Raw genomic sequence first — 23,762 nt, 5'->3', positions numbered from 1 at the left:
GGCGGTTATTGAACTGAGCTCCTGTTAGCTTTTTTTGTTTTATTTGACTTTATGTTCACATGGCTTGAGTGACACTCAGGGCATTCATAGGTCTGTCTTTTCATGGTTATCCTGAATTCATATTTCTCATCATTTCTGGTGATATTCACATTTTCAACCGTATCAGGATCAAGATCCAGCATATAGCATAATTCTTTATTGTTCATTACTAAGTTCTCCTTTATCTGAGAGACGGACCATAATATTATGCACAATTTAAAAGGATCATGAAACATAGATTCATGACCCCACGATATTTTATAGGCTCATATATAAGCGACCCCACAATTATTTATAGGTGTACCTCGACCCCATGATTATTTAATATACCGCAGTTTTCTTTAGTATGATAACACCCCTGAAACAATGACTATTATAAATAAGAGTTGTATAATATAATAAGTTGATGCATTCAACAAATGAAAAAGTAAGAGGTGTTTGATTATGTATAATATGGATTATGATTTAGCTGCATCACATTGGATTAAGAAGGATCAAACTTCTGTTCATATGAACGATAAAGATTTGAAGGAAAAGATTGATACTTTTATAAAAGGACACAACACATGTGCTCTAGCGACTGCATCCTCAGACATGGTAAGAAATACACCCATTGAATATAATTATATTGATGGATTCTTTTATTTCTTTTCTGAAGGAGGAATAAAGTTTAAATGTCTTAAAGAAAATAAGAATGTCGGAATGGCAATCTTTGAACCTTATGGTGGATTTGGCCAGTTAAAGAGCTTGCAGGTAGAAGGCATTGCTGAAATCGTTGAGCCTTTTTCTGATGAATACTTAAAAATTATGGCTTTTAAGAAAATTCCTGTAGAAGTCATGAAGAAATTACCACAGCCAATGCATTTGATTAAGGTTGTTCCTAAAATGTTTGATTATCTTGATTCTGATTTAAAGAAGGAAGGTTTTGGAAGCAGGCAGCATTTGGATTATTGAGACGAACGTACAAATGAGATGTTCGATGTATTATGTAAAAATCCAACTAATAGGTGAACTGCACTCACTAATACCCACGGGCAAGCCCGTGGGGTTGTCTAACAACCCAGAGTGAGTAGCCTAAGCCTTAAAACAAAGGCTACGTTACGAGAGAATATATAGTTACCCACGGATGTAGTACCAAGTCTGTGGCTCTAAGGTCGGTGATTAAACCGTTCTGTGGTATAGGAACCGTGTTGCCGACGAAGAAACCTCTTAGTAACATTGGCGATGGTACACCAACCGCTCTTCGGAGCGAGAAACTAAATCCTTTGATGGGTTTAAGAAAGGGGGTACGTACTATGGTTTACGTCTTAAACCAAAACGGACAACCTTTAATGCCTACGGAAAACCATGCTAAAGTGCGTATTCTGTTGAAATCCAAAAAGGCAAAGGTTATTAAAAAATGTCCGTTTACAATACAACTGTTGTATAGTAGCACGAATTATACACAAGAAATTTCTTTAGGTGTAGATAGTGGAAGTAAACATATCGGTCTTTCAGCAACTACAAAAAACAAAGTATTATTTGAGTCTGATGTGGAACTTAGGAACGATATTGTGGATTTGCTTTCTACACGTAGACAGAATCGTAGAACCAGAAGAAACCACAAAACCAGATACCGTAAACCACGTTTTGATAACCGTAAGCGTACAGACGGATGGTTAGCACCTTCGGTACAAAATAAGGTAGATAGTCACTTGACTGTTATCCGTAAAGTACACGAAATCTTACCAATCAGTAAAATTATTGTAGAGGTAGCATCATTCGATATACGGAAGATTAAGAATCCCTTGATAAGCGGTACATACTATCAGCAAGGCGAACAGTTAGGCTTTTGGAATATCCGTGAATATGTGCTTTTTCGTGATGGTCATACTTGCCAATGTTGTAAAGGTAAGTCCAAAGACAAAATCCTAAATGTTCATCATATCGAAAGCAGACATACAGGCGGCGATGCTCCCAATAATCTAATTACTTTATGTGAAACTTGTCATACTGGTTATCATAAAGGATTTGTAAAATTGCCAAAGACCATAAAACGAGGAATGTCTTTTAGAGATGCTACATTTGTGGGTATCATGCGATGGGCTTTCTATAACAAACTAAAGGAATTATATCCAAATGTAAGCCTAACTTACGGATATATCACAAAGAATACTCGTATCGAGAATGGTTTGCTAAAAGACCATTATATTGATGCAAGATGTATTAGTGGTAATCCATTAGCAGTATCAGACGGTATAGTATATTACCAAAAGAAAGTAAGATGCCATAATCGTCAAATACATAAAAACACCATTCTCAAAGGTGGTATCAAAAAACGTAATCAAGCATCATACGAAGTAATGGGATTTAGGCTTTTTGATAAAGTAAAGTGGAAAGGTCAAAACTGCTTTATTTTTGGTAGACGTTCTACTGGAAGAATGGATTTAAGACTATTAGATGGTACTAAAGTTAATGCTTCCGTAGGATATAAGAACCTTAAGATGTTAGAAATGCGAAAAAATATGCTTATTGAATTAAGAAAGGTGGTATAAGGCGGTTCCTCCCACAGACAAGCATGTGGGTTTCCCCGCTGAGAATTTTATGACTGAAGTCACGAACGTTAGCTCGCACAATCATAAAACATAAAATATTATTTTTTCAAAGCAATAGAAATTTGAAATATACATTTTCTTGAAAAATTAGCTCGATATTCTATGTTGTAGGATATTTTAGAAAGAACAACGCTTTTTCGACTAACTCTTTTTCATATGAAAAGGAGTGAACACATCATTATTTGAGGTTAATGTAAAAGGAAATTCATAACTCATAATCATAAGGTTAATCCTGCTATTCAGGACTGACCTTTTTTCATTTTCCAAAGGACAATACTATGCTATAATGGGTGCTATGGAAAAGAAGACAACAATAAAATTAAACCTGAATTCATTGGCAGTGATTCTTTATACAAGTGACCTGATTCCTACAAAAGAAGGACCACTGACTAATGATGAATGGTATGCAATAGAAAAAAGAATAAAAGATACTGGTCGCGATGATGTAAGTTCATTAATTGGCATGAATCGTGAAGCACTGATGCTCTTGCTAGATATTGATGATATGCTGATTGATAAAATTGTAGCTCGCAGCACATTGCTTGCTGACATGATTCATTCATTGCATAATCTAGAAAATGAAGGCATTCATGTAACAACAAAATATGAAGAGAACTACCCAAGTGAACTCTATTGCCTTAATAACCGCATGCCTCTCATCCTTTATTATGTTGGCAATCTGGATTTAATCAAGGATGATAATGTCAGTGTTGTAGGTCCTCATGTCAATAATCGTACGCTAAATTTTGCTACAAAGAGTGTGATCAACAAGGTTCTTGAAGAAGAGCGTACATTGATTACATGCGGGATCAAGGGGATTGATGACTACGCCACACGGGCAATGCTGAAAATAGGTGGCAATGTTATTATGTTTGTAGCTGATCATATGCTAGATAAGATTCGTATGAATAAACGTTATCTGCGTGATGGTCATATGTTGATTCTTTGTGCTGTTGATCCTTATGCCTATTTTGATATCACAAACTCATTGGATCGTAATATCTATGTATGTGGTCTCTCTAAAGAACAGTTCATTATTGCTACTAATATCAACAGTGGGGCAGTCTGGTTTACAAGTGTGCAAAATCTCCATTATCACTGGACAACACCACTTGTTGTAGATGCTTCACCTTATTACAATGGCAATTTAAGACTAATTGAAATGGGTGCTATACGTGTCAGCAAAGATGATCTTGCTAGTCCTCTTGATATTGAACATATCATCAATAAGAATAGAATTGTCAACGAAGAAGATGATACAGATATCGATCAGATGACAATATTTGAATTTATAGAGGAATAATATGAATAGAAAAGATTATAAAAACTATCCGATTACAACAAGCCTGATCGTTATTTCAGTTATTGTCTATCTGCTATCTATTATTCTCTATGGGCCAACAATGAATGCTTATCAGGCCTTGCATCTAGGTGCCTATAATGGCTTTTATGTCCAACATACGCATGAATACTATCGTTTTATTACCAGCAATTTTATTCATTTCGGTATTCTTCATATCGTTGTGAACTGTTATTCATTATATGGATTAGGTGTATTCATTGAAAAAGTACTTGGGAAGACACGCTATTTGATTGTTGTTGGTATAGCAGCATTGGCTACGAATGGTTTACCTTATTTGCTTTATCTTTACAATGGATTTGAGGGGTCGAGTGTAAGTGGTGGTATAAGTGGTATCATCTTTGGCCTGATTGGTGCTTTAGGCGCATTAGCCTTATTATATCGAGATATCTTTATGCATATCTGGCGCTCGCTATTACCCAATCTTATTTTCATGCTCCTGATTTCATTCTTTGTTCCTGAGATTTCTCTTTCTGGCCACGTCTCAGGATTCATTGGTGGTTTTATTGCAACATATATTCTCTTGAATCAAAAAAGACATCATGATGAGGTATATTGATTATGAAATGGAAAACAAAAGAAGAACGAGAAGCAAAAGCTTTCTTTAAAAGTCATAATGCGACTTTACTACATGGCAGTGAATGGCCAAAAGCCATTGGCGTTGCTCTTTTCATCGCTATTGTGAGTGGCATTATTCTTGCCTTTCTCAATCGTTATGTATCATTGCTCAGTGGTATGCTGATGATTGTTATTGGAGGGATTATTGGTGAAATGACCAGCAATGCTGTCAACAAGAAAGGAAAGCAGGTTGCTATTATTGCTGCATGCATGAGTGTTTTTAGCTATTTTGTATTCTTCGTGGCATCCTATGTCATTGCCTCTGCAAGCATCAATATGGCGATTCTCCTTTTTGCCTTAAGAAGCATGTTCACAAATCTCATGAACTTGATTTGTGTTGCTGCGGGAGCTTATTTTGCTTATCGTCAGGCTTATTAACCTGTTTATAAAAAGTTCATATTTCATCACTAGAATAAAGAAGAAGGATGTGAGACATGTATGAAAGTAGCTGTTGTTTATATGAAAACAGATAAATTCATGAAGCCAATTGCGAATGAAATCGCAAGAGATGCAAGAACACGTGCCTTGACTCCTGATGAATTCGATCATGAAGCAATCTTTGATCTACTGGTTCTGATCTTTAGTTCAAACCATCTCAATTATAAACAAATTGCTCACTTTATTTCTTCTTTAAATCGCCAGCATGTCCATAATGTCGCTCTAGTAGGCACTTATAGTATAACGGACAATATTATGAAGAAAACAATTGCTCTTTGTCACAAGCAGGATCTTCCTTTAATGCGTGAACAATATACATGTAAGCTTCCCATTCTATCAAGACATCTTCCCGATATTGTCTTAAAAGACTCACGAATATATGTGAATGACATGATGACAATTGTTGATAATTATTATTAAACAGCATAATTTGCTGTTTTTTTGTATGATGAATTGTCAAAACAGGGGAAAAATTTTCTGCCACAATGATGTTTTCTGTTTTGATATATTTCCTGAGCTTTCGAAGAGATATATCGGGAATCTCGTTCATTTGTTTGGTTTCGTTTCAATTCTCTGGAAATCGTACTCGGACTTCTTCCAAGTTGCTTCGCTATTTCACGAATCGATACGTCAGAAGAAGCAAGTAAAGATATGATTGTTCTCTCATTTAAGTTAAGATGGCTGTAGTTCATGGGATTCTCCTTGATAAATGTTTGTTTAGTCACTCACATTTTATCATTGAACCCATGGACTTTTTTTGTTCTTATAGGCTGTTGCACTTATTATGGTAATTTATCGTATAAAAAAATAGAACTGTCAAACAGTTCTATTCAATCACCATAGCATTAGGAATAGGAGCTAAGGGATTTTCTTTATTAAAGTGATCATAGTAGAGAATTCCATCAAGATGATCCATTTCATGCTGCAAGCATATTGAGAAAAAGCCTCTTGCCGTAATCTTGACTTGCTTATCAGTAATAGCATCATAAGCTTCAACAACAACTTTCGCATGTCTTGGTACATAGCCCTGTAAGTCTTCTGGAACGGAAAGACAGCCTTCACCAGCCTTGATATAGGCTTCTTTTTGAGTATAGGCTACAAGCTTTGGATTAACGAGAGCCCATTCTTCTTTATGTGTAATATTGCCTTCATCATCATACTCAGGAATATAGATTGTTAACATACGCTTAGGAATACCAAGCTGAATGGCTGCTAAGCCTACGCCAGGTCTTAAATGATATTTCTCACTTAATTCTTCATCCTGACTATTTTTCAAATATTCCATCATTTCCATTAACTTATTTCTATCTTCATCACTTAATGGAAGTGCAACTTCCTTTGATATGTCTCTTATTCTAGGATCTTGATCCGTAATAATATCTTTCATTGTTATCATGTCTTTCACCTCATGTGTCATCATAACACACTTAATTTTGAAATGCCATATCTAAGCATTTAGTCAGAGTGAACTTTTCATTTGTATGACTTTCATGTATAATGAACACAAATGAAAGGGGATTTGTTGATGTACGATTATCCACTTGATTATGATTGGTCAACTGAAGAGATTCTTATTGTAATCAATTTATATAATGCTGTAGAAAAGGCTTATGAAGAAGGAATTGAAGCAAATCAATTTATGGATGCCTATAATGCTTATCGTAAAGTATTGAATTCTAAGGCTGAAGAAAAGAAATTCGAAAGGGAATTTAAAGAGGTTTCTTCCTATTCCATCTTTGCGGTCTATAAGCAAGCAATGAAAGGTGGCTTTATTAAGCTATGAATATCAAGAAGGTCGTTAAACTGATGTTTACAAATAATGGTGTAGATAAAGGTATTTATATCTGCACTTTTATTCTATGTATCTTTGGGGTTGTGATGATTGGTGATGCGAGTGTTGGCATGGTTGTCAAGTATGGCAAGAACTATCCTATTATGAACATGCTCAAGCAATGTCTCTTTCTTGCGGTAGGAGCTTTTTTAATGGCTACAATTGCTCATAAATTCAATAGTAAGAAAATGCTGACAAAGAACTCCCTTAAAGTTCTTTATTTTGGTACCTTACTAGCTATGATTGCATGTAGAATGTGGAGTATTAATGGTGCTCATGGCTGGATCAAGCTTGGTCCTATTACGATTCAGCCGGCAGAATTTATGAAAATAGTCATCATACTTTTATTGGCTTATTTTTTAGGTGAGTTGCCTGAACATTTTGCCTCTAAATATAGTTCACCAGAAAATAAAAAATATATGAACAATTTGTTTCTAAAGTACTGTGTTCTTATTCCTCTGTGTGCTGTTGCGGGTGCATTCTTAGTCTGCGCTTTTGTTCAAAATGACTTGGGTTCAGCTTTAATTCTCTTAGCGATTTCTGTCATTGTCTTTGTATGTGTGCCCTATAAGAAATATAGTCGTCTTAAGAGGATTGTTTTGACCTTAATGGTATTAGGTGTTTTAGTAATTATTCTTGTTGGAGGCGCAGGTTTAATGGCTCACCAGCTTCAGCGTTTCTTTAGCTGGATGGACCCACTTTCCAATATCTATACAGATACATGGCAAATCGTGAATGGCTTCGTAGCCTATTCTAATGGAGGGCTCTTTGGCTTAGGATTTGGGAATTCCATTATGAAATATGGCTATATTCCTGAAAGCCAGAATGACTTTATTTCAGCCATTATTGTTGAGGAATTTGGACTCTTTGGTTTTGCGATATTAATGATTCCTTATCTCTATATTATTTTCAAGATATTTAAATATGGCATGGAAAACGAGAATACGGCTGACCGTTTAATACTTATTGGTATTTCCTCATATTTCTTTTTCCATTTAGTTGTGAATGTAGGGGGCGTATCTGGTCTTATTCCCATGACTGGTGTTCCACTCATCTTTATCAGTGCTGGTGGCTCATCTACATTAGCTGGATTGATGTCATTAGGCATTGCACAATCCATTATCAAAAAATATAATCGTAATCATCTAAAGAAGAAGGTAGAAGATGAATTATAATCTCATAGAAGAACTCATAGAAAGTATTCATAAAGAACCCTATTATCTCAATTTCCAACAAGCCTATATCACTCTAATGAACAATCAAGATGTTAAAAGTTTAATGCAGACTTATGAACGTCTTAATCAAGAGGTGGCTTGGCGTGAGCGTTATGGATCATATATCGATAATAGTCAGTTAAAGAATGATATTCTAGAAATTCGTAAACAGCTTGTGCATATTCCCGAATTCCAGGATTATCAAGAAAAGCTGAGTCTCTTAAATAGGGAACTTGATATATTATCAGAAATTATTTTTCATAACATTTCTGAAGAACTAGCAATAGGAAGGATGGGCAAGGTTTATGCGCGTCATTGCCGGAAAGTATAGAAGCAGAATGCTTAAAACGGTTGAAAATAATCGTACACGACCAACAACCGATAAAAACAAAGAAAATCTCTTTAATATGATTGGTCCTTATTTTGATGGTGGAAACTGTCTTGATTTATTTGCGGGAAGCGGGGGCCTAGGTATTGAAGCATTAAGTCGTGGGATGGCATATCTTGTCGCTGTTGATAAGCAATATGCTGCCTTTAAAGTCATTAAGGAGAACCTCGCAACACTCAAGATTGATGATGCAAAAGTCTTGAAAATGGATTATCGAAAGGCATTATCTACATTGGCTCATGAAGATATGCAATTTGATCTTGTTTTACTTGATCCTCCTTATGATATGAAAATTAACCAAGGCATTATGAATACGCTTTATCAACAACATATGTTGAAAGAAGGATGTCTTATTGTTGTTGAAGATCGACTTGAAGAGCGTCTTACTTTTGACCAGCCATTTGAACTTGTGAAAGAAAATCAATATGGGATTACGATTATGCAAATTGTAAGATTTGGAGGTTATGATCATGATTAAAGCTGTTTATGCAGGAACATTCGATCCTATTACTAATGGTCACCTCGATATGATCAAGAGAGCTCTTGCCCTCTTTGATGAAGTGCATGTCGTTATCTTTGATAATCCAGTAAAGGCAACACTCTTTAGTATTGACGAACGCCTGGCAATGATTCATGAAGCAACAAAAGATTTACAACATATCATTATTGCGGCAAGCGACAAGCTAGCGGTGGAATACTGTGAAGAAGTAGGTGCGAAGGTACTTGTAAGAGGTATTCGTGCCACAAATGATTATCATTATGAAAGCATGATGGCTTATTCCAATAAATTTCTTGATGAAAATATTGAGGAAGTCTTTTTAATGACAAGACTGGACTATACCTTTGTTTCATCTTCCGCAATCAAGGAAATCGCAAGTCATCATCGTGATGTTTCAACACTTGTACCTGATTGTGTGAATAAGGCATTAAAAGAAAAATACCATTCTTAAGAGGAGGACAGTATGGCAAATCAGACATTCATGAAAGTTCTTTCCAATAAAGAACTCATTAAAGATGTATATGAAATGGTTGTCGAAGGAGATACATCGGCAATTACAACTCCAGGACAGTTTGTTAATATCAAGCTTAATAAATACCAGGAACCTTATTTAAGAAGACCAATGAGTATTTGTGATTATGACGATCATACACTTACTATGATCTATAAAGTTGTTGGGACAGGCACAAAGCTTTTAAGCGAAATCAGACCTGGCCATAAAATGGATATGTTGACGGGGTTAGGAAATGGATTTGTTTATCAGAATGAAAGAAGTGCACTCCTTATTGGTGGAGGATTAGGCTTACCACCCCTCTACAAGCTTGCTAAAGAATTACTTAAAAAAGATGTTGAAGTTAAGCTTGTGGTTGGCTTTGCGAGTAAAAAGGATGCCTTCTATCTTGAAGAATTTCAACAATTATGTCCCGTTTATGTAGCAACAATGGATGGCACCCTAGGAACAAAGGGAACAGTTATTGATGCCATTAATGAATATAACCTTTCCTATGAACATTATTATGCCTGTGGTCCTTTACCAATGTTAAAGGCTTTAGCCAAGTTTGATGAACAACATGGTTCACTATCTTATGAAGCAAGAATGGGATGTGGCTTTGGTGCCTGCATGGGCTGTTCAATGGAAATGAAAGATGGCTCAAGTAAGCGTGTTTGTTTGGAAGGTCCTGTATTTGCGAGTAGCGAGGTGAAGATTGATGGCTAATTTACATATAGTATTACCTGGTTTAGATTTAAAAAATCCTGTCATGCCTGCATCTGGTACATTTGGTTATGGTCAGGAATTCAAAGAGTTCTATGATCTCAATAAGCTTGGTTCTATATCCATAAAAGGCACAACAAGAGAAAAACGTTATGGTAATCCCTTACCAAGAATTGCCGAAGGGCCTGCTGGCTTGCTTAATGCCATCGGATTACAAAATCCTGGTGTAGAACATGTTGTTCAATATGAACTGCCTGAACTTGCCAAGATTTTTAATGGCAAGGTTCTTGGGAATATGGGTGGTCATTCTTTTGAAGATTATGTTGAAACAGCTGCCATCCTTTCAAAAGCAGAAAATGTCGGTGCTCTTGAACTTAATATTAGCTGTCCCAATGTCAAGGAAGGTGGCATGCAGTTTGGTACGGATCCAGCTACGGCGGCAAGAGTAACAAGGGAAGTCAAAGCTGTCTCATCAAAACCTGTTTATGTCAAGCTTTCACCTAATGTCACTGACATTGTTGCAATGGCAAAAGCTGTTGAAGAAGCCGGTGCTGATGGTATCTCTATGATCAATACGCTTGTAGGCATGCGCTTTGATCTTAAGACGGGTCGTCCAATTATTGCGAATAAGACAGGTGGTTATTCTGGACCTGCCATCTTGCCAATTGCTTTGCGAATGGTCTATCAGGTCTCTCAGGCTGTTGATATTCCTGTTATTGGCATGGGTGGCATTAGCTCAGGAAGGGATGCTATTGAAATGATGATTGCTGGGGCAAGTGCTGTAGAAGTTGGCTGTGCCAATCTTATTGATCCTTATGCATGTCCTAAAATCATTGAGGAAATGAATGATTGGCTGGATGAAATGGGTATTGATGATATTCATGATATCATCGGTTTATCACACAAATATTAGACAAAGAGGAAGTTATTACGGCTTCCTCTTTCATTGTCTTTTGTAATGCACTATAATTGACTAACAATTCTCTTTTCTTCAAAATTGTACTATAATGACAAAGGTGATTAATGTGAACTTAGATAACGTATTAAATGAAAAACAAAAAGAAGCAGCAACATACTTAGATAGTCATCTACGTATCATTGCTGGAGCTGGCTCAGGGAAAACAAGGGTTGTTACTTATCGTATTGCTTACCTGATTGAGAACATTGGTGTTAATCCACGCAATATTCTCGCCATTACTTTTACCAATAAAGCTGCCAATGAGATGAAATCACGTGTAGAGAAGCTGCTTGGCAGTGAAGCACTAGGTGCTACAATCTGCACAATCCATTCTCTTTGTGTACGTGTTTTACGACAGCATATTTCTTTGCTTGGCTATGCGCATAACTTCGTCATTATGGACGAGGAAGATATGAAGTCTTTATTAAAGAAGCTGTATAAAGAACATCAGGTTGATATGAAACAGTTCTCTATCAAAAGTATGATGAATTATATTTCAAGCTATAAGACTGCTTTTGTAACACCCGAAAAGGCTATGAAGCTAGCTGGAGATTTTCCTGGTGAAAAACAAAAAGCACTTATTTATGGAGCATATGAACACTATAATAAAGAACATAATATGCTTGATTTTGATGACTTGTTGATTAAGACATTAGAACTCTTTAGAGATAATCCTCAGGTTGTGAAGAAATGGAGTCGGCGCTATCAATATGTTCATGTAGATGAATTTCAGGATGTTGGGGAGATTGAGTATGAACTTATTCATTATTTTGCCCAGGACTCCACGGTATGTGTTGTTGGAGATCCTGATCAGACCATCTATTCCTTTAGAGGCAGTGATGTCAATTATATCATGAACTTTGATAAAGATTATAAGAATGTCAAGACAATCATTCTTGATCAGAACTATCGTTCTACTAAGAACATTCTTGATATTTCCAATAATCTTATTCGCAAAAACAAGAACCGTCTTGAAAAAGATCTCTTTTCTAATTTAGAAGATGGTCCCCATATCATTCATTTCTCTGGACGAAGTGAAGAGGCAGAAGCAGAATTCATTGGGGATGAGATTGAACAAGCCATGAATAAAGATGGAAATCTACAATATAGTGACTTTGCGATACTTTATCGTGCTAACTATCTCTCAAGACCAATTGAACAGATGATGATCAGAAAGAAGATTCCTTATCGTATCTTTGGGGGCTTGAAATTCTTCAACCGTAAGGAAGTCAAAGATGCTCTAAGCTATCTGCGTCTTCTTGTCAATAATGATGACTTAAGCTTTGAACGTATTATTAATGTGCCCTCAAGAGGCATTGGGGCAAAGACACTTGAAAAAATTCAGCTTGCAGCTATCAATCATCAGCTTTCGGATTATGAAACACTTTGTTTCTATAGCGACGAAATTGGTCTCTCTGCCAAGGTTAAGAAAAGCCTTAAGCTCTTTGTCAGTGCTTTGGAAAAAGCGAGAGTCAGCAGTAAACCATTAGAAGATGTCTATGATGAATTGATGAAGGATGTTGGCTATTATGATATGTTGAAGCATGATCAGGAAGATAGTCGTATGGATAACTTGATGGAATTAAAAAATTCTATCGCTTCCTATGTCAAAGAAAATCCTGAAAATGCGACACTTGAATCTTACCTGCAAGACATTGCCCTCTATACAACCCAGGATGAAGGGACGACAGGTGATTATGTCAGCATGATGAGTATTCATATGGCCAAGGGACTTGAATTTAAGAATGTCTTTGTGGCAGGTCTTTCAGAAAATATCTTCCCTTCAATTCGTTCAATTGAAGAGGGTGGCGATGATGGTCTTGAAGAAGAAAGACGCTTAGCTTATGTTGCATTTACACGTGCAAAGCAAAAACTTTATCTGACTGACTCACAGGGCTTCTCCTTTGTATCTCACTCACCTAAGATGACATCACGCTTTGTCGATGAGATAGGAAACAATCATGTTGAACACGTGGGTGCTAAAAATCCATTCAAAACATCAACATACATTCATACTAATGAATCCATTGAAGAGATGATTGGTGATAATCATGTTGATGAGTGGAAAGTAGGAGATTTGGTCATGCATGATACTTTTGGCAAAGGTGTTGTTGTCAATGTGCATGATAAAACTCTGGATATTGCCTTTAGTGTTCCTTATGGCCTGAAAACATTGATGGCTGGCCATAAAGCATTAAAGCGACTTATGAATTAAAAGAATCTATTAGAAAAGGCAAATATTATGACACTTGAAAGATTAAATGAATTAAAAGAAAAACTGAATCAGTATAATTATGAATATTATGTCATGGATAATCCAACAATCACTGACCAGGAATATGATGCTTTGATGGACGAACTGATCAAGATTGAACAGGCACATCCAGAATGGCTGACAAGCGATTCACCATCTCAACGTGTTGGCGGTCAAGTTCTAGAAGGCTTTACAAAGATTCGTCATCAGGTCGGGATGATGTCTTTAGGAGATATCTTCAACCAGGAAGAAGTAGAAGCTTTCAATGACCGTGTCACTTCAACTATCTATAATGTGGATTATGTCTGTGAACCTAAACTTGATGGTCTTTCTGTTTCTCTTGTCTATCAGGATGGTATCCTGCAATATGGGGCCACACGTGGTGATGGTACTATAGGTGAGGATATTACTCATAATGTCAAAACCATTCGCTCCATTCCTTTACGTATCAACCACCCTGGTCGTCTTGAAGTGCGTGGTGAAATCATCATGCCTAAAAAATCCTTTGAAAAACTCAATAAAGAACGAAAAGAAGCAGGATTACCTTTATTCGCGAATTGCCGTAATGCTGCAGCCGGTTCAGTGCGTCAGTTAGATAGTGCCATTGCTGCTAAACGTGGGCTTGATGCCTATCTCTATCATGTCCCTGTTCCTGAAGAATTAGGTGTTGAAACCCATTATCAGGCACTTGAAAAAATGAAAGAACTTGGCTTTAAGGTCAATCCTCTTATAAAGCGTTGTCAAAACATTAAAGAGGTTTGGACATATATTGAAGATATGACAAATAAAAGACCAGATCTTCCTTATGATATTGATGGTGTTGTCATAAAAGTCAATGACCTTGCCGCACAGAAGAAACTTGGTTTTACAGCGAAAGTTCCTCGTTGGGCAATTGCCTATAAATTTCCGGCAGAAGAAGTTATTACGCATCTTGATGACATTATTCTGACTATTGGCCGTACTGGACAGATTACTCCAAATGCTGTACTTGATCCTGTTAGAGTTGCTGGCTCAACAGTTCAGCGTGCTACATTACATAATGAAGATAATATCAAACGCAAGGATATACGTATAGGTGACTATGTCGTCATTCGTAAAGCCGGAGATGTTATTCCTGAAGTTGTACGCTCCCTGCCAGAAAGAAGAACAGGAGAAGAACGGGTCTTTAAGATGGCGCATGTCTGTCCAATGTGTGGTCAGCCATTGGTTCGTAAGGCAAATGAAGCAGCTTATTATTGTGTGAATGAGAATTGTGATAGTAAGAATATTGAAAAGATTATTCATTTTGCGAGTCGTGATGCCATGAATATTGACGGACTCGGAGATAAGATTGTTGAACAGTTCTATAATAATGGCTTTGTAAGACATATCCAGGATCTTTATCATTTAAAGAATCACGAAATGGAAATTATGAATTTGGAAGGTTTTGGCAAGAAATCCATGGACCATCTTATTGCTTCAGCAGAAGCATCTAAAGGTAATTCTTTAGAAAAACTACTCTTTGGTTTAGGAATAAAGGGAATTGGTGCAAAAATGGCGGATACGCTTGCAAAGAACTTTGGAACACTTGACAATCTTCTGTCAGCGAGCTACATTCAGCTTACAAGCATCAAAGATGTTGGCGATACGATTGCACAAAGTCTTGGGGAATGGCAGCGTTCAGAGAAGAATATGCAACTTGTAGCTGATTTAAAGGCACTTGGTGTGAATATGAGCTATCTGCATAATACTGATACAATTACATCACCATTTACTGATAAGACGATTGTTGTTACAGGAACACTTGTATCGATGAGCCGTAAAGAAATCAAAGCTTACTTGACAGAACACGGTGCCAATGTCACAGGCAGTGTCTCTAAGAAAACAGACTTAGTCATTGTCGGTGCAGATCCTGGTAGTAAATATGATAAGGCAGTCAGTCTAGGTATTACTATTATGAATGAAGATGAATTTAGAGAGGTAGCTGGTCTATGAGAATGTTAAGAAAAGCAGGAATCCTGGTACTAAGTGCAGCAATGCTTTGTGCCTGTTCAAGTTCAAAAACTACAACGAAAGAAAAAACTTCATCCGTTGTATCTACAACAGATTCACTCACTGGTGATTACTATCGTATTGTCAATATGGGACGTAATCCTAAAAGTGAAGATATCTATACAGAATTCTCGACATCCAATGACTTCGTTACCATTGGCAATGGCTTGCAGGAACTATCACAAGATCATTTCTCGACGAGTGATTACTATCTTTCCGAAGGTCAGCAGTTATCTTTATCAGACTACAACAAATTGATGAAACGTGATGCTGCTAATGCCACAAAGAAAAACTTTGATAAGACAACGCTTCAGCCAACTCATGGAACAACAATAGATGGTATCGCTGATCCCGTCATGGTTACAAATATGACAGAGCAGGATTTCTTTACAAAGAATGCGACAAGCTATACATTAAAAGGGGCAAGTATTGCTGTGATCTTAAATCCCCAGGATGCCAACAACAATGATATTGACACTATGAGCAAAGATGCTATTGAAGATTATTGTAAGAAATGTGCCAGTCGTCTTTATAAATATATTCGTGAAAACAAGAAAACACTAAAGGACTTACCGATTCTTATTGCTTTCTATATGAAAAACGATTCAGCTGTATCACTCACAAATGGCAACTATATCTATCAGGCTTTTTGTGAAAATGGTGAAGTAGGGGCATTAAAAGCTGTCAACCATGAAACAATAACCTTTACAAGTACACGTGCTAGTACGCTTGATCCAGCAACTTCAAGTGAATTTGAAACTATTAAAGCAGCTTTGAAAAATGCTTCAACAGAAGCAGCAAGTATTGTTGGTGAAGCAACATATGTCAATAATACTATCCAGACAATGAAGATTACGGCTTATCTCAATGTCAAGAGCTATACTGAAATGCTTTATTTAACATCCGTCCTCGCAGACCAAATTGACAGCAAGTTCACACAGGACTTCCAGACTAAAGTGCTTGTCTATTCACAAGATGAATTAATGGCTGTGATTATTAAAAACAAAGGCTCTGATGCCAAGACAACCATCATCCAGGATTAAAGGTTGTTGTATATCTTAATGAATTTTGTTAGAATAGGGAAGAAAAGTAGGTGAGTAACTTGGCACAGAAGCATTTTAATTTTGATGATGAAGATGTAAAAATCAAGAAACCAAGCGGTCATAAAGCATCCCTGGATGAAACACAGGAATTTCATTTTAAAGATGAAGATGATGTTGTCACGGCAAAAAAGCCATCAAAGAAAAGAAAACTTAAGAAATGGCCCATTGTTCTTGGTGTGTTGATTATTGTAGCCATTATTGGTATTGTGAGTGTCTATATTATGACTAAAGAAGATGGTCCTGTTTATGGTGATCGTTGTGCTGGCTTATTGCCAATCACACAAAATGTTAAGACAGCAGCTATTGATGCTGTCAAGAAGGATCATAATTCTGTAAAGTCTATTAATATTGAAACAGCTTGTCGTACAGTCAAGATTGATATTGTCTATGTCAGTGGGACGTCTGCAAGAGTCGCTGAATCAATTGCACAAGATGCTGCAAAGAAGCTAGATGATGCAGGCGGTAGACCTAAAGCAAACAAATCTGCATTTAGTGATTTGTTTGGTACATATAATGATCAGAATCAGTATGAAATCAATTTCTATTTGACAGCTGAAGATAATGCAGCTGACTATCCAATCTATGGAACAAAGAAAGCTGGCAATGACAACTTTAATTTCACATTAGCCTCAGTAAGAGACCAAGCAACATATAACAAAGTCAACAAGAAATAAAACGGGCATAAGCCCGTTTTTTTATAGGAGAGAGTCATGAAGAAAAAAGAGAGATTTATAGGTGTATGTAGTGATTATACACATGAAGGGTTAGGGGTTGTTAAGAAAGACCACGATGTTATTTTTGTCAAAAACTTGCTTGTTGGGGAAGAAGCTGAAATAGAAATCATCAAAGTACTCAAGAATTATTGTGTTGGAAGAGTTTATAAGATGATAAAGCCATCAGTTGATCGAGAAGAACCTATCTGTCCTGTCTATAAGCAATGTGGTGGCTGCTCGCTTATGCATATGAGCTACAAAGCCCAGCAAGCCTTTAAAACCAAACGTGTCAAGGATACGATGGAACGCATTGGGCAAGTCTTCTTTCCTGTTAATGATTGCTTAATGGATGAAGAAATCTACCATTATCGTAATAAAGTACAAGTTCCTGTCGGTTTGAAAGATCACAAGATTGTTGCTGGATTCTATAAACCACATACTAATGATATTATTGAAAATGATTTCTGTTTTATCCAGAATGAATTCTCCAACGAAGTCACACAATATGTTAAAACACGTCTAGAAAAGTATCATATTCAACCCTATGAGAAAGTCTTAAAACAGGGATATATCAAACATATCTTAACACGCTATGGCGTTCATACAAATGAAGGCATGCTTGCCCTCATTACCTATACAAAGAAAGTGCCTCATCTTAATGATTTAGTAAATGATGTACACAATAGATTTCCATCTATTACAACGATCATTCAGAATATCAACCCAAGACATGATAATGTCATTTTAGGAGATGAAGTAAATGTACTATATGGTCCAGGCTACATCCATGATACACTTCTAGGTAATGACTATACAATTTCATTAAAGTCATTCTATCAAATCAATCCAAGACAAGTTGAAGTGCTTTATACAAAAGCCATCGAACTAGCTAACTTAAATAAAGATGATATTGTTCTAGATGCATATTGTGGTATAGGAACAATCGGATTAACTCTTGCGAAAGATGTTAAAAAGGTCTATGGCATTGAGGTTGTAGAACAAGCTATCGAAGATGCGAAGGAAAATGCCAAAAGAAATAATATAAAGAATGCTGAATTTATCTGTGGTGATGCAGGTGAAGTCGCACTTGAATATAAGAAACAGGGTATACACTTTGACGTAGTCATTGTTGATCCACCTAGAAAAGGCTGTTCAGAACTCTTCCTTAAGCAACTTATCGAACTCAGTCCAGAACGACTTGTCTATATCTCATGCAATGTCGCAACCCAGGCAAGGGACATGCAGCTATTAACACAATACTATGAAGTCAAAGAAATACAGCCAGTCGATATGTTCCCACAGACGACTCATGTTGAGACGGTGGTATTGATGTCAAGAAAAGATAAATAATAGACAGAAAGTGGCGTATTTCCGGGCTTTTTCGGAAGTTAGGATAAGAAGCCTAACTCCTGAAAAGGCCCGGTTATTTTATATGGAAACATATCTACTGCGAAAATGTGTGCCAGGTTGTGACTTCGGATTAGATAACGCAAATTGAGTGAGTAGTTTAGATGTCAGGCATTTTTGAGCAAGGGTAGCAAACTGGCAACAAATCCGGCAACTCGATACTAAGGGCATTTTCGGACAGTGGATTAGATGTTAGGAGGAATATATTAATGGCAGAAATTAGTGTTGAAGAGTATGAATATTATATGAAAAATAGACCTCATGTTGTAATTCTGGGTGCTGGCGCCAGTTGTGCAGCTATACCCCACGGAGATAAAAATGGACGTAAGATATCGGCAATGAGCGGTTTTATTGAAAAGCTGGGATTAAAGGATATTATTTCGAAGGTTAAACTGAATACAACATCTGATAATCTTGAAGATATTTATATGGAATTAGATGATAGGAGTAAGGATGAACAGGTATGCAATGACGTAAAAAATGAGTTGGAAAATGTTATACGAAGCTATATGAGTGAGTTTCAGTTACCAGATGAACCTACCATTTACGATTTTTTAGTTATGAGCCTTACAAGCAAGGATTTAATTGCGACATTTAATTGGGACCCTTTTTTGGTTCAGGCAATAGCAAGAGCACAGCGATATACAGATAACATACCACAAGTCGCATTCCTTCACGGAAATGTTGCAGTAGGCTATTGTGCCAAGGATAATATAATGGGTAATGTGGGAAGAATGTGTCGATGTGGAGAACCACTGAAGCCGATGAAACTTTTATTTCCTATCAAGAAAAAAGACTATACTGGAGATATAGCAATTTCAAAGTCATGGAAACAATTAAAAAATGCTCTTGAAAAAGCATATATGGTTACGATATTTGGGTATAGTGCGCCAACAAGTGACGCTGAAGCTGTTGATATGCTTAAACAAGCATGGGGAGCAGTAAATGATAGAAACTTGGAAGAAATAGAATTGGTAGACATTAGAGACGAGACTGAAGTGTTGGATTCTTGGAAGCAGTTTATTCATACCCATCATTATTCTTATCATACAAGCTTTTTTGATACTACATTAGCTCGTTGTCCAAGAAGAAGTTGTGAAGCAACGTTTGATAGATTGATGAATTGTATGTGGCTTGACGGAAGTAAAGGATTTAAGGAAGGTATGAGTTTTTCAGAAATAGATGAGAAGACTGAAAAGCTAATTATCGAAGAAAACGAAAATAGAGGTAAAAATATGCCACTGTCTAATCCGTATCATTAATTCGCGAAATTTACAAAGCCTTTTATGAATAAACGATAGGAGGTATACGATAAATGGAATACGTAATAATTGGTATATGCATTGTAGCTGCGATAGCAGTAGGAGTTGTACTATACCTAAAAAACAAACAAAACAAAGAAGAACCGATGAATACAGCTTCTGTTGAAAGTAAATCATCAAGTAGTGAATTACCTGTAGCAGAAGCTTCAAATGAACTTGTAATTCAGATGGAGCTCCTTCCGGCAGAGGCAATTCCGGACGAAACAAAACTTGTGGAAATTACGGATAGTAAGGTACTTGCTCATGTAAATAATCTTGTTCCAGGTTTGGCCCAGGCTGGAAATGCAGTAAACAATGCTGCACAGGCGGCTAAGGCTAATGGAGAGGTTTTGTATCGAGCTATTATTCCAGCAGGTGCTAAGCTCACAGATTCCAAAGCGATGGAAGGTGCTGTTCGTGGTATTTATCATGGGGCTGATGGTATCAAAGGACATGCTAACTTGGTAGCTGTTGAGGCACAAAAAGGTACAACTGTTGTGGCTAATACAGCAGCAGCGGCAATGGGTGTTGCATCAATGGTGGTAGGTCAGTATTATATGACGCAGATTAATGCTGAACTTGGAGCGATTAGTGATGGTATCACTCAGATACAGGATTTTCAGGATAACGAATATCGAAGTAGGGTATTTTCGCTGGTAGCTCATGTTAAAAAGATTGCTGATTTCCAGACAGAGATTTTGGAAAACGATGAGCTTCGACTTTCGAAGATTTCTCAGCTTGATAGTTTAGAAGAAGAGTGTACTCAGCTTCTGGGACAAGCTAATCTTACTTTAACTGGATTTGCAAAGAAATCAGACTTTGACTATGAAGGCTATGAAAAAGCTTTAGGACATGCACAAGATTGGTTTATGTATCAACAATCACTGCTGGATGTTTTATATAAAATTTCTGATTTGAGATATACGTTGCATCTTGGAGCAGTTTCAAGAGAACAGTGTATTGCATTATTGCCTACATATTCTAAGCAGGTATCTGATACTCAAGCACGACTTACTGCTTGGCATGAAAGCACTGCCGAGCGATTAGGCATAGAGGTGGAGGAGTCTCGAAGAAAGAGAGCTGGAATTGATGGTGTAATTCATTTTATTCCAGGGCTGTTTAACGATGATTTAAACTTCTGTGAAATTGAAGAAAAAACTGCAAAAATGATTGCAGCTCAGAAGATAGGACATGACATTTCTCCTAAAATTGATAAATCTGAATTATATGCTGAAGATGTACAACTCATTTCTAAAGATGGAAAGATTTATTATCTTCCCGAAAGTAAAGCACAATAACAAAACAACCCTCCCGGCCATCTAAGGTCGAGAGGGTTTCGTGTGTCTATTGGCATTAACCTTCAATATCAATTTTCAGTCCGGACTTAAGTTCCACTGTAAAGTGGTCTTCCCAGACGGTTATCTGTTTGAGCCAGCGTTTTACCAAGGCCTCGTTGAATTCAACAAGGTCGGTACGCTGCTGTTTAATGAAGTCCTGCAGTTCATTGATTCTTGCAATCTGCGCGTCTCTGGCAGCGGTGTCAACAGTGCATTTTTCACGCTGCTCGCGGAGCTTGAAAATCTGGTCAGCAATCTCATCATAGGCTTCTTTGTTGTTAGCCTTTTGGAGAAGCTCTTTCTGGAGTTCCATCAGCTGTTCATCAATGCCATCAGCGGTGGTCTTCTGAGCCTCTCTGATGACTTTTGCAAAAGTCAATATAAAAATGCAGGTTTTGGACAAAATAAGAATGTAGGTTTTCCTACATTTTTATTTTGTCTTTTTCCTACATTATTATTTTATCCTTTGCATTCGATCGGTCTGCTGTGTTATAATCTCATCATGAAGCTGGGATTATGACTTTACACGTAATCCGCAGAGAAGGAGGGCCAGATGATAACAGACTATGATGTGCTGATTGCCGGATTCGGCAAAGCAGGCAAAACAATTGCGGCAAAGCTTGCGGCTGCAGGAAGGAAGGTTGCTCTGATCGAGAAAGATCCGGGTATGTATGGAGGAACGTGCATCAATGTCGGCTGCATTCCTTCCAAGCGGCTGATCGAAGATGCAATGCATGCGCCGGATGGCTTGCTGGAAGAGAAGGCAGAGTATTACCGGAGGGCAATTGCGGAGAAACGGATTCTGACCGCTGCGCTTCGCAAGGCGAATTATGACAAGCTGATCGCTGCCGGAGTTTCCGTGATCGATGGGACTGCATCCTTCGAAGATGCATTTCATCTGGCTGTGGATACTGCCGAGGGAAGAATCCTGCTGCAGGGAAAGCAGATAATCATCAATACAGGCTCCGTGCCGGTGATCCCGCCGATTCCCGGAGCAGATCAGAGCAGATATGTCCATGTATCTGAGACTCTTATGGATCTTGAGACTCTGCCAGAGCATCTGATTATTGTCGGCGGCGGCTATATCGGTCTGGAGTTTGCTTCGATGTACCGGGAGTTCGGCAGCAGCGTTACGGTTCTGCAGGATCAGAAGGAGTTTCTTCCGAAGGAAGATGAAGATCTCGCTGCATCAATCCGGTCCGTTCTTGAACGCAAGGGCGTCAGGATCATCACCGGGGCCCGGATTTCAGGAATCCAGGAGAATGTTCTTGCTTATGAAGCGGATGGAAAATCAGAGACGCTGCAAGCAGATGCGATCCTTCTTGCGACCGGACGGAGACCGAATACTGCTGACCTGCATTGCGAAAGAGCAGGCATTGCCCTGAATGCAAGGGGCGGCATCGAGACGGATGAACATCTGCGTACTGCACAGCGCCATATCTGGGCAGCGGGAGATGTGCTCGGAAAGCTTCAGTTCACTTATCTTTCCCTCGATGACAGCAGGATTATCCTGGATGATATGAACGGAAGCGGAACCAGGACGATAGAGAACCGCGGGGCATTCTCGTATTCTGTTTTTCTGGATCCTCCTTTTTCCAGAGTCGGCCTGAACGAAAAAGAAGCACAGCGTGAAGGGATCGGTTACCGCACGGTATCACTTCCGGCATCTTCAGTTCCGAAGGCCAAGGTCCTGCGTAAGCAGGAAGGCATGCTGAAAGCGCTGATCACAGAAGACGGAACCATCCTTGGTGCAGAACTGTTCTGCGCGGAGTCACCTGAGATGATCAACCTCGTGAAGCTTGCCATGGATCAGAATCTGAAAGCAGATGTCCTGAAGAATTTCATCTTCACTCATCCGACCATGTCAGAAAGTCTGAATGATCTGTTCTCCCTTTAAAGGACCGGGCTCTTAAAGCCTGGTTCTTTTCTGTACACCCGACATGGGTGATAACTCGAGGGTGAAAGTCCCTTGCGCATGTATAGCGGCATGATTCAAAGCGCTAGCCAAAGGCAACGTGGACATCGTGAGGTGTCAACGGAAGGAAGCCGGATGCGGGAACATACTAACCGTGTGGCAAAATCCCGGGCCTACGTACAGAAACCGGATATAAGGCTTGATGCTAGTATAAAAGTAGAACAAGTGAAATAGCTGTTTTGCAATAACCAGAGTGGTATAATACCGTGTTAGGTATAGTGCTTGTCTAGGTTAGTCAGGAGAGGAGTTGTTGTTCTATGGAAGACAAGAAAGCAGCATATGACAAGGAATTCAGAGAAGGCGTAGTGAACTACAAGAGGGAGCATCCGGATGAAACGTTTGTAAGCATCGGAAAGAAATTTGGCGTGCATTCAACTACCGTGGGAAAATGGTACAGGGATGCAGAGACACGTGGAGAGGTCGTGGTACGCGGGTCTGGAAACTATGAAAGCGACGAGGCCAAGGAGATTGCCCATCTCAAGAAGGAGC

The 23,762-nt window shown here is 38.0% G+C and carries 26 protein-coding genes; 22 read left to right on the top strand and 4 right to left on the bottom strand.

Going from position 1 to position 23,762, the window contains the following annotated elements:
- Positions 1-5 precede the first annotated feature (5 nt).
- Positions 6-206, bottom strand: a complete 201-nt coding sequence (locus FYJ79_RS08605) for a hypothetical protein (RefSeq protein ID WP_154516911.1) — start codon at positions 204-206, stop codon at positions 6-8.
- A 277-nt stretch (positions 207-483) separates the two neighbouring features.
- Here FYJ79_RS08605 and FYJ79_RS08600 point away from each other — a divergent pair, with 277 nt between their 5' ends.
- From FYJ79_RS08600 to FYJ79_RS08575, 6 genes are all read left to right on the top strand, one after another.
- On the top strand, positions 484-993 hold the full coding sequence (locus FYJ79_RS08600) for a pyridoxamine 5'-phosphate oxidase family protein (RefSeq protein WP_154516908.1): 510 nt from the start codon (positions 484-486) through the stop codon (positions 991-993).
- A gap of 341 nt (positions 994-1,334) precedes the next feature.
- Positions 1,335-2,573, top strand: a complete 1,239-nt coding sequence (iscB, locus tag FYJ79_RS08595; protein WP_154516905.1) for an RNA-guided endonuclease IscB — start codon at positions 1,335-1,337, stop codon at positions 2,571-2,573.
- Positions 2,574-2,928: 355 nt separating this feature from the next.
- Positions 2,929-3,936, top strand: coding sequence for a DNA-processing protein DprA (locus tag FYJ79_RS08590; RefSeq protein WP_154516902.1), 1,008 nt, complete (start codon positions 2,929-2,931; stop codon positions 3,934-3,936).
- 1 nt (position 3,937) lies between these two features.
- A complete protein-coding gene (locus FYJ79_RS08585; protein WP_154516899.1) occupies positions 3,938-4,552 on the top strand; it encodes a rhomboid family intramembrane serine protease in 615 nt (204 codons plus the stop codon).
- Positions 4,553-4,554: 2 nt separating this feature from the next.
- Entirely contained in the window at positions 4,555-4,989 is a 435-nt protein-coding gene (locus FYJ79_RS08580; protein ID WP_154516896.1) for a hypothetical protein, read from the top strand.
- 60 nt (positions 4,990-5,049) lie between these two features.
- Positions 5,050-5,469 (top strand): hypothetical protein, encoded by a 420-nt coding sequence (locus FYJ79_RS08575; RefSeq protein ID WP_154516893.1) that lies wholly within the window; start codon positions 5,050-5,052, stop codon positions 5,467-5,469.
- Here FYJ79_RS08575 and FYJ79_RS08570 read toward each other — a convergent pair.
- Together FYJ79_RS08570 and def are read right to left on the bottom strand one after the other, a co-directional pair.
- Positions 5,466-5,741, bottom strand: a complete 276-nt coding sequence (locus FYJ79_RS08570) for a helix-turn-helix domain-containing protein (protein WP_154516890.1) — start codon at positions 5,739-5,741, stop codon at positions 5,466-5,468. The genes FYJ79_RS08575 and FYJ79_RS08570 overlap by 4 nt on opposite strands.
- Before the next feature lie 134 nt (positions 5,742-5,875).
- Entirely contained in the window at positions 5,876-6,445 is a 570-nt protein-coding gene (gene def / locus FYJ79_RS08565) for a peptide deformylase (protein WP_154516887.1), read from the bottom strand.
- Positions 6,446-6,574: 129 nt separating this feature from the next.
- On the opposite strand from def, the gene FYJ79_RS08560 reads away from it, so the two are divergent.
- From FYJ79_RS08560 to FYJ79_RS08495, 14 genes are all read left to right on the top strand, one after another.
- Positions 6,575-6,832, top strand: coding sequence for a UPF0223 family protein (locus FYJ79_RS08560; RefSeq protein ID WP_229771430.1), 258 nt, complete (start codon positions 6,575-6,577; stop codon positions 6,830-6,832).
- A complete protein-coding gene (locus FYJ79_RS08555) occupies positions 6,829-8,055 on the top strand; it encodes an FtsW/RodA/SpoVE family cell cycle protein (protein WP_154516884.1) in 1,227 nt (408 codons plus the stop codon). Before FYJ79_RS08560 ends, FYJ79_RS08555 begins: the two co-directional genes overlap by 4 nt.
- Positions 8,045-8,425: a YlbF family regulator gene (locus tag FYJ79_RS08550; protein WP_154516881.1), complete on the top strand. Its 381-nt coding sequence runs from the start codon at positions 8,045-8,047 to the stop codon at positions 8,423-8,425. Before FYJ79_RS08555 ends, FYJ79_RS08550 begins: the two co-directional genes overlap by 11 nt.
- Positions 8,400-8,960, top strand: a complete 561-nt coding sequence (rsmD, locus tag FYJ79_RS08545) for a 16S rRNA (guanine(966)-N(2))-methyltransferase RsmD (RefSeq protein WP_154516878.1) — start codon at positions 8,400-8,402, stop codon at positions 8,958-8,960. Before FYJ79_RS08550 ends, rsmD begins: the two co-directional genes overlap by 26 nt.
- Complete coding sequence (coaD, locus tag FYJ79_RS08540) at positions 8,953-9,432, top strand: pantetheine-phosphate adenylyltransferase (protein WP_229771428.1); 480 nt, start codon at positions 8,953-8,955, stop codon at positions 9,430-9,432. Before rsmD ends, coaD begins: the two co-directional genes overlap by 8 nt.
- 12 nt (positions 9,433-9,444) lie before the next feature.
- Positions 9,445-10,197: a dihydroorotate dehydrogenase electron transfer subunit gene (locus FYJ79_RS08535; protein WP_154516872.1), complete on the top strand. Its 753-nt coding sequence runs from the start codon at positions 9,445-9,447 to the stop codon at positions 10,195-10,197.
- A complete protein-coding gene (locus tag FYJ79_RS08530; protein WP_154516869.1) occupies positions 10,190-11,107 on the top strand; it encodes a dihydroorotate dehydrogenase in 918 nt (305 codons plus the stop codon). Before FYJ79_RS08535 ends, FYJ79_RS08530 begins: the two co-directional genes overlap by 8 nt.
- 112 nt (positions 11,108-11,219) lie before the next feature.
- A complete protein-coding gene (locus FYJ79_RS08525) occupies positions 11,220-13,367 on the top strand; it encodes an ATP-dependent helicase (RefSeq protein ID WP_326803641.1) in 2,148 nt (715 codons plus the stop codon).
- A 27-nt stretch (positions 13,368-13,394) separates the two neighbouring features.
- Entirely contained in the window at positions 13,395-15,380 is a 1,986-nt protein-coding gene (ligA, locus tag FYJ79_RS08520) for an NAD-dependent DNA ligase LigA (RefSeq protein ID WP_154516863.1), read from the top strand.
- Entirely contained in the window at positions 15,377-16,480 is a 1,104-nt protein-coding gene (locus FYJ79_RS08515) for a CamS family sex pheromone protein (protein WP_229771426.1), read from the top strand. The genes ligA and FYJ79_RS08515 overlap by 4 nt, the downstream gene beginning before the upstream one ends.
- A gap of 50 nt (positions 16,481-16,530) precedes the next feature.
- Positions 16,531-17,214: a hypothetical protein gene (locus FYJ79_RS08510; protein WP_154516860.1), complete on the top strand. Its 684-nt coding sequence runs from the start codon at positions 16,531-16,533 to the stop codon at positions 17,212-17,214.
- Between the two features lie 36 nt (positions 17,215-17,250).
- Positions 17,251-18,603: a 23S rRNA (uracil(1939)-C(5))-methyltransferase RlmD gene (gene rlmD, locus FYJ79_RS08505; protein WP_154516857.1), complete on the top strand. Its 1,353-nt coding sequence runs from the start codon at positions 17,251-17,253 to the stop codon at positions 18,601-18,603.
- Positions 18,604-18,869: 266 nt separating this feature from the next.
- On the top strand, positions 18,870-19,922 hold the full coding sequence (locus FYJ79_RS08500) for a hypothetical protein (protein WP_154516853.1): 1,053 nt from the start codon (positions 18,870-18,872) through the stop codon (positions 19,920-19,922).
- 53 nt (positions 19,923-19,975) lie between these two features.
- Positions 19,976-21,259 (top strand): hypothetical protein, encoded by a 1,284-nt coding sequence (locus FYJ79_RS08495; protein WP_154516848.1) that lies wholly within the window; start codon positions 19,976-19,978, stop codon positions 21,257-21,259.
- A 55-nt stretch (positions 21,260-21,314) separates the two neighbouring features.
- Here the strand turns inward: FYJ79_RS08495 and FYJ79_RS08490 are convergent, their stop codons facing one another.
- Complete coding sequence (locus FYJ79_RS08490) at positions 21,315-21,677, bottom strand: site-specific recombinase (RefSeq protein ID WP_229771425.1); 363 nt, start codon at positions 21,675-21,677, stop codon at positions 21,315-21,317.
- 174 nt (positions 21,678-21,851) lie between these two features.
- Between FYJ79_RS08490 and FYJ79_RS08485 the strand changes: the two genes are divergently transcribed.
- Positions 21,852-23,195 (top strand): FAD-dependent oxidoreductase, encoded by a 1,344-nt coding sequence (locus FYJ79_RS08485; protein WP_154516840.1) that lies wholly within the window; start codon positions 21,852-21,854, stop codon positions 23,193-23,195.
- Between the two features lie 335 nt (positions 23,196-23,530).
- Positions 23,531-23,762: transposase (locus tag FYJ79_RS08480; protein ID WP_154516837.1), on the top strand; the 232-nt coding region annotated here is incomplete at its 3' end.

It is taken from the genome of Sharpea porci, from assembly GCF_009695655.1.
Lineage (GTDB): Bacteria > Bacillota_I > Bacilli_A > Erysipelotrichales > Coprobacillaceae > Sharpea > Sharpea porci.
This window is presented reverse-complemented; position numbering and strand designations above follow the sequence as displayed.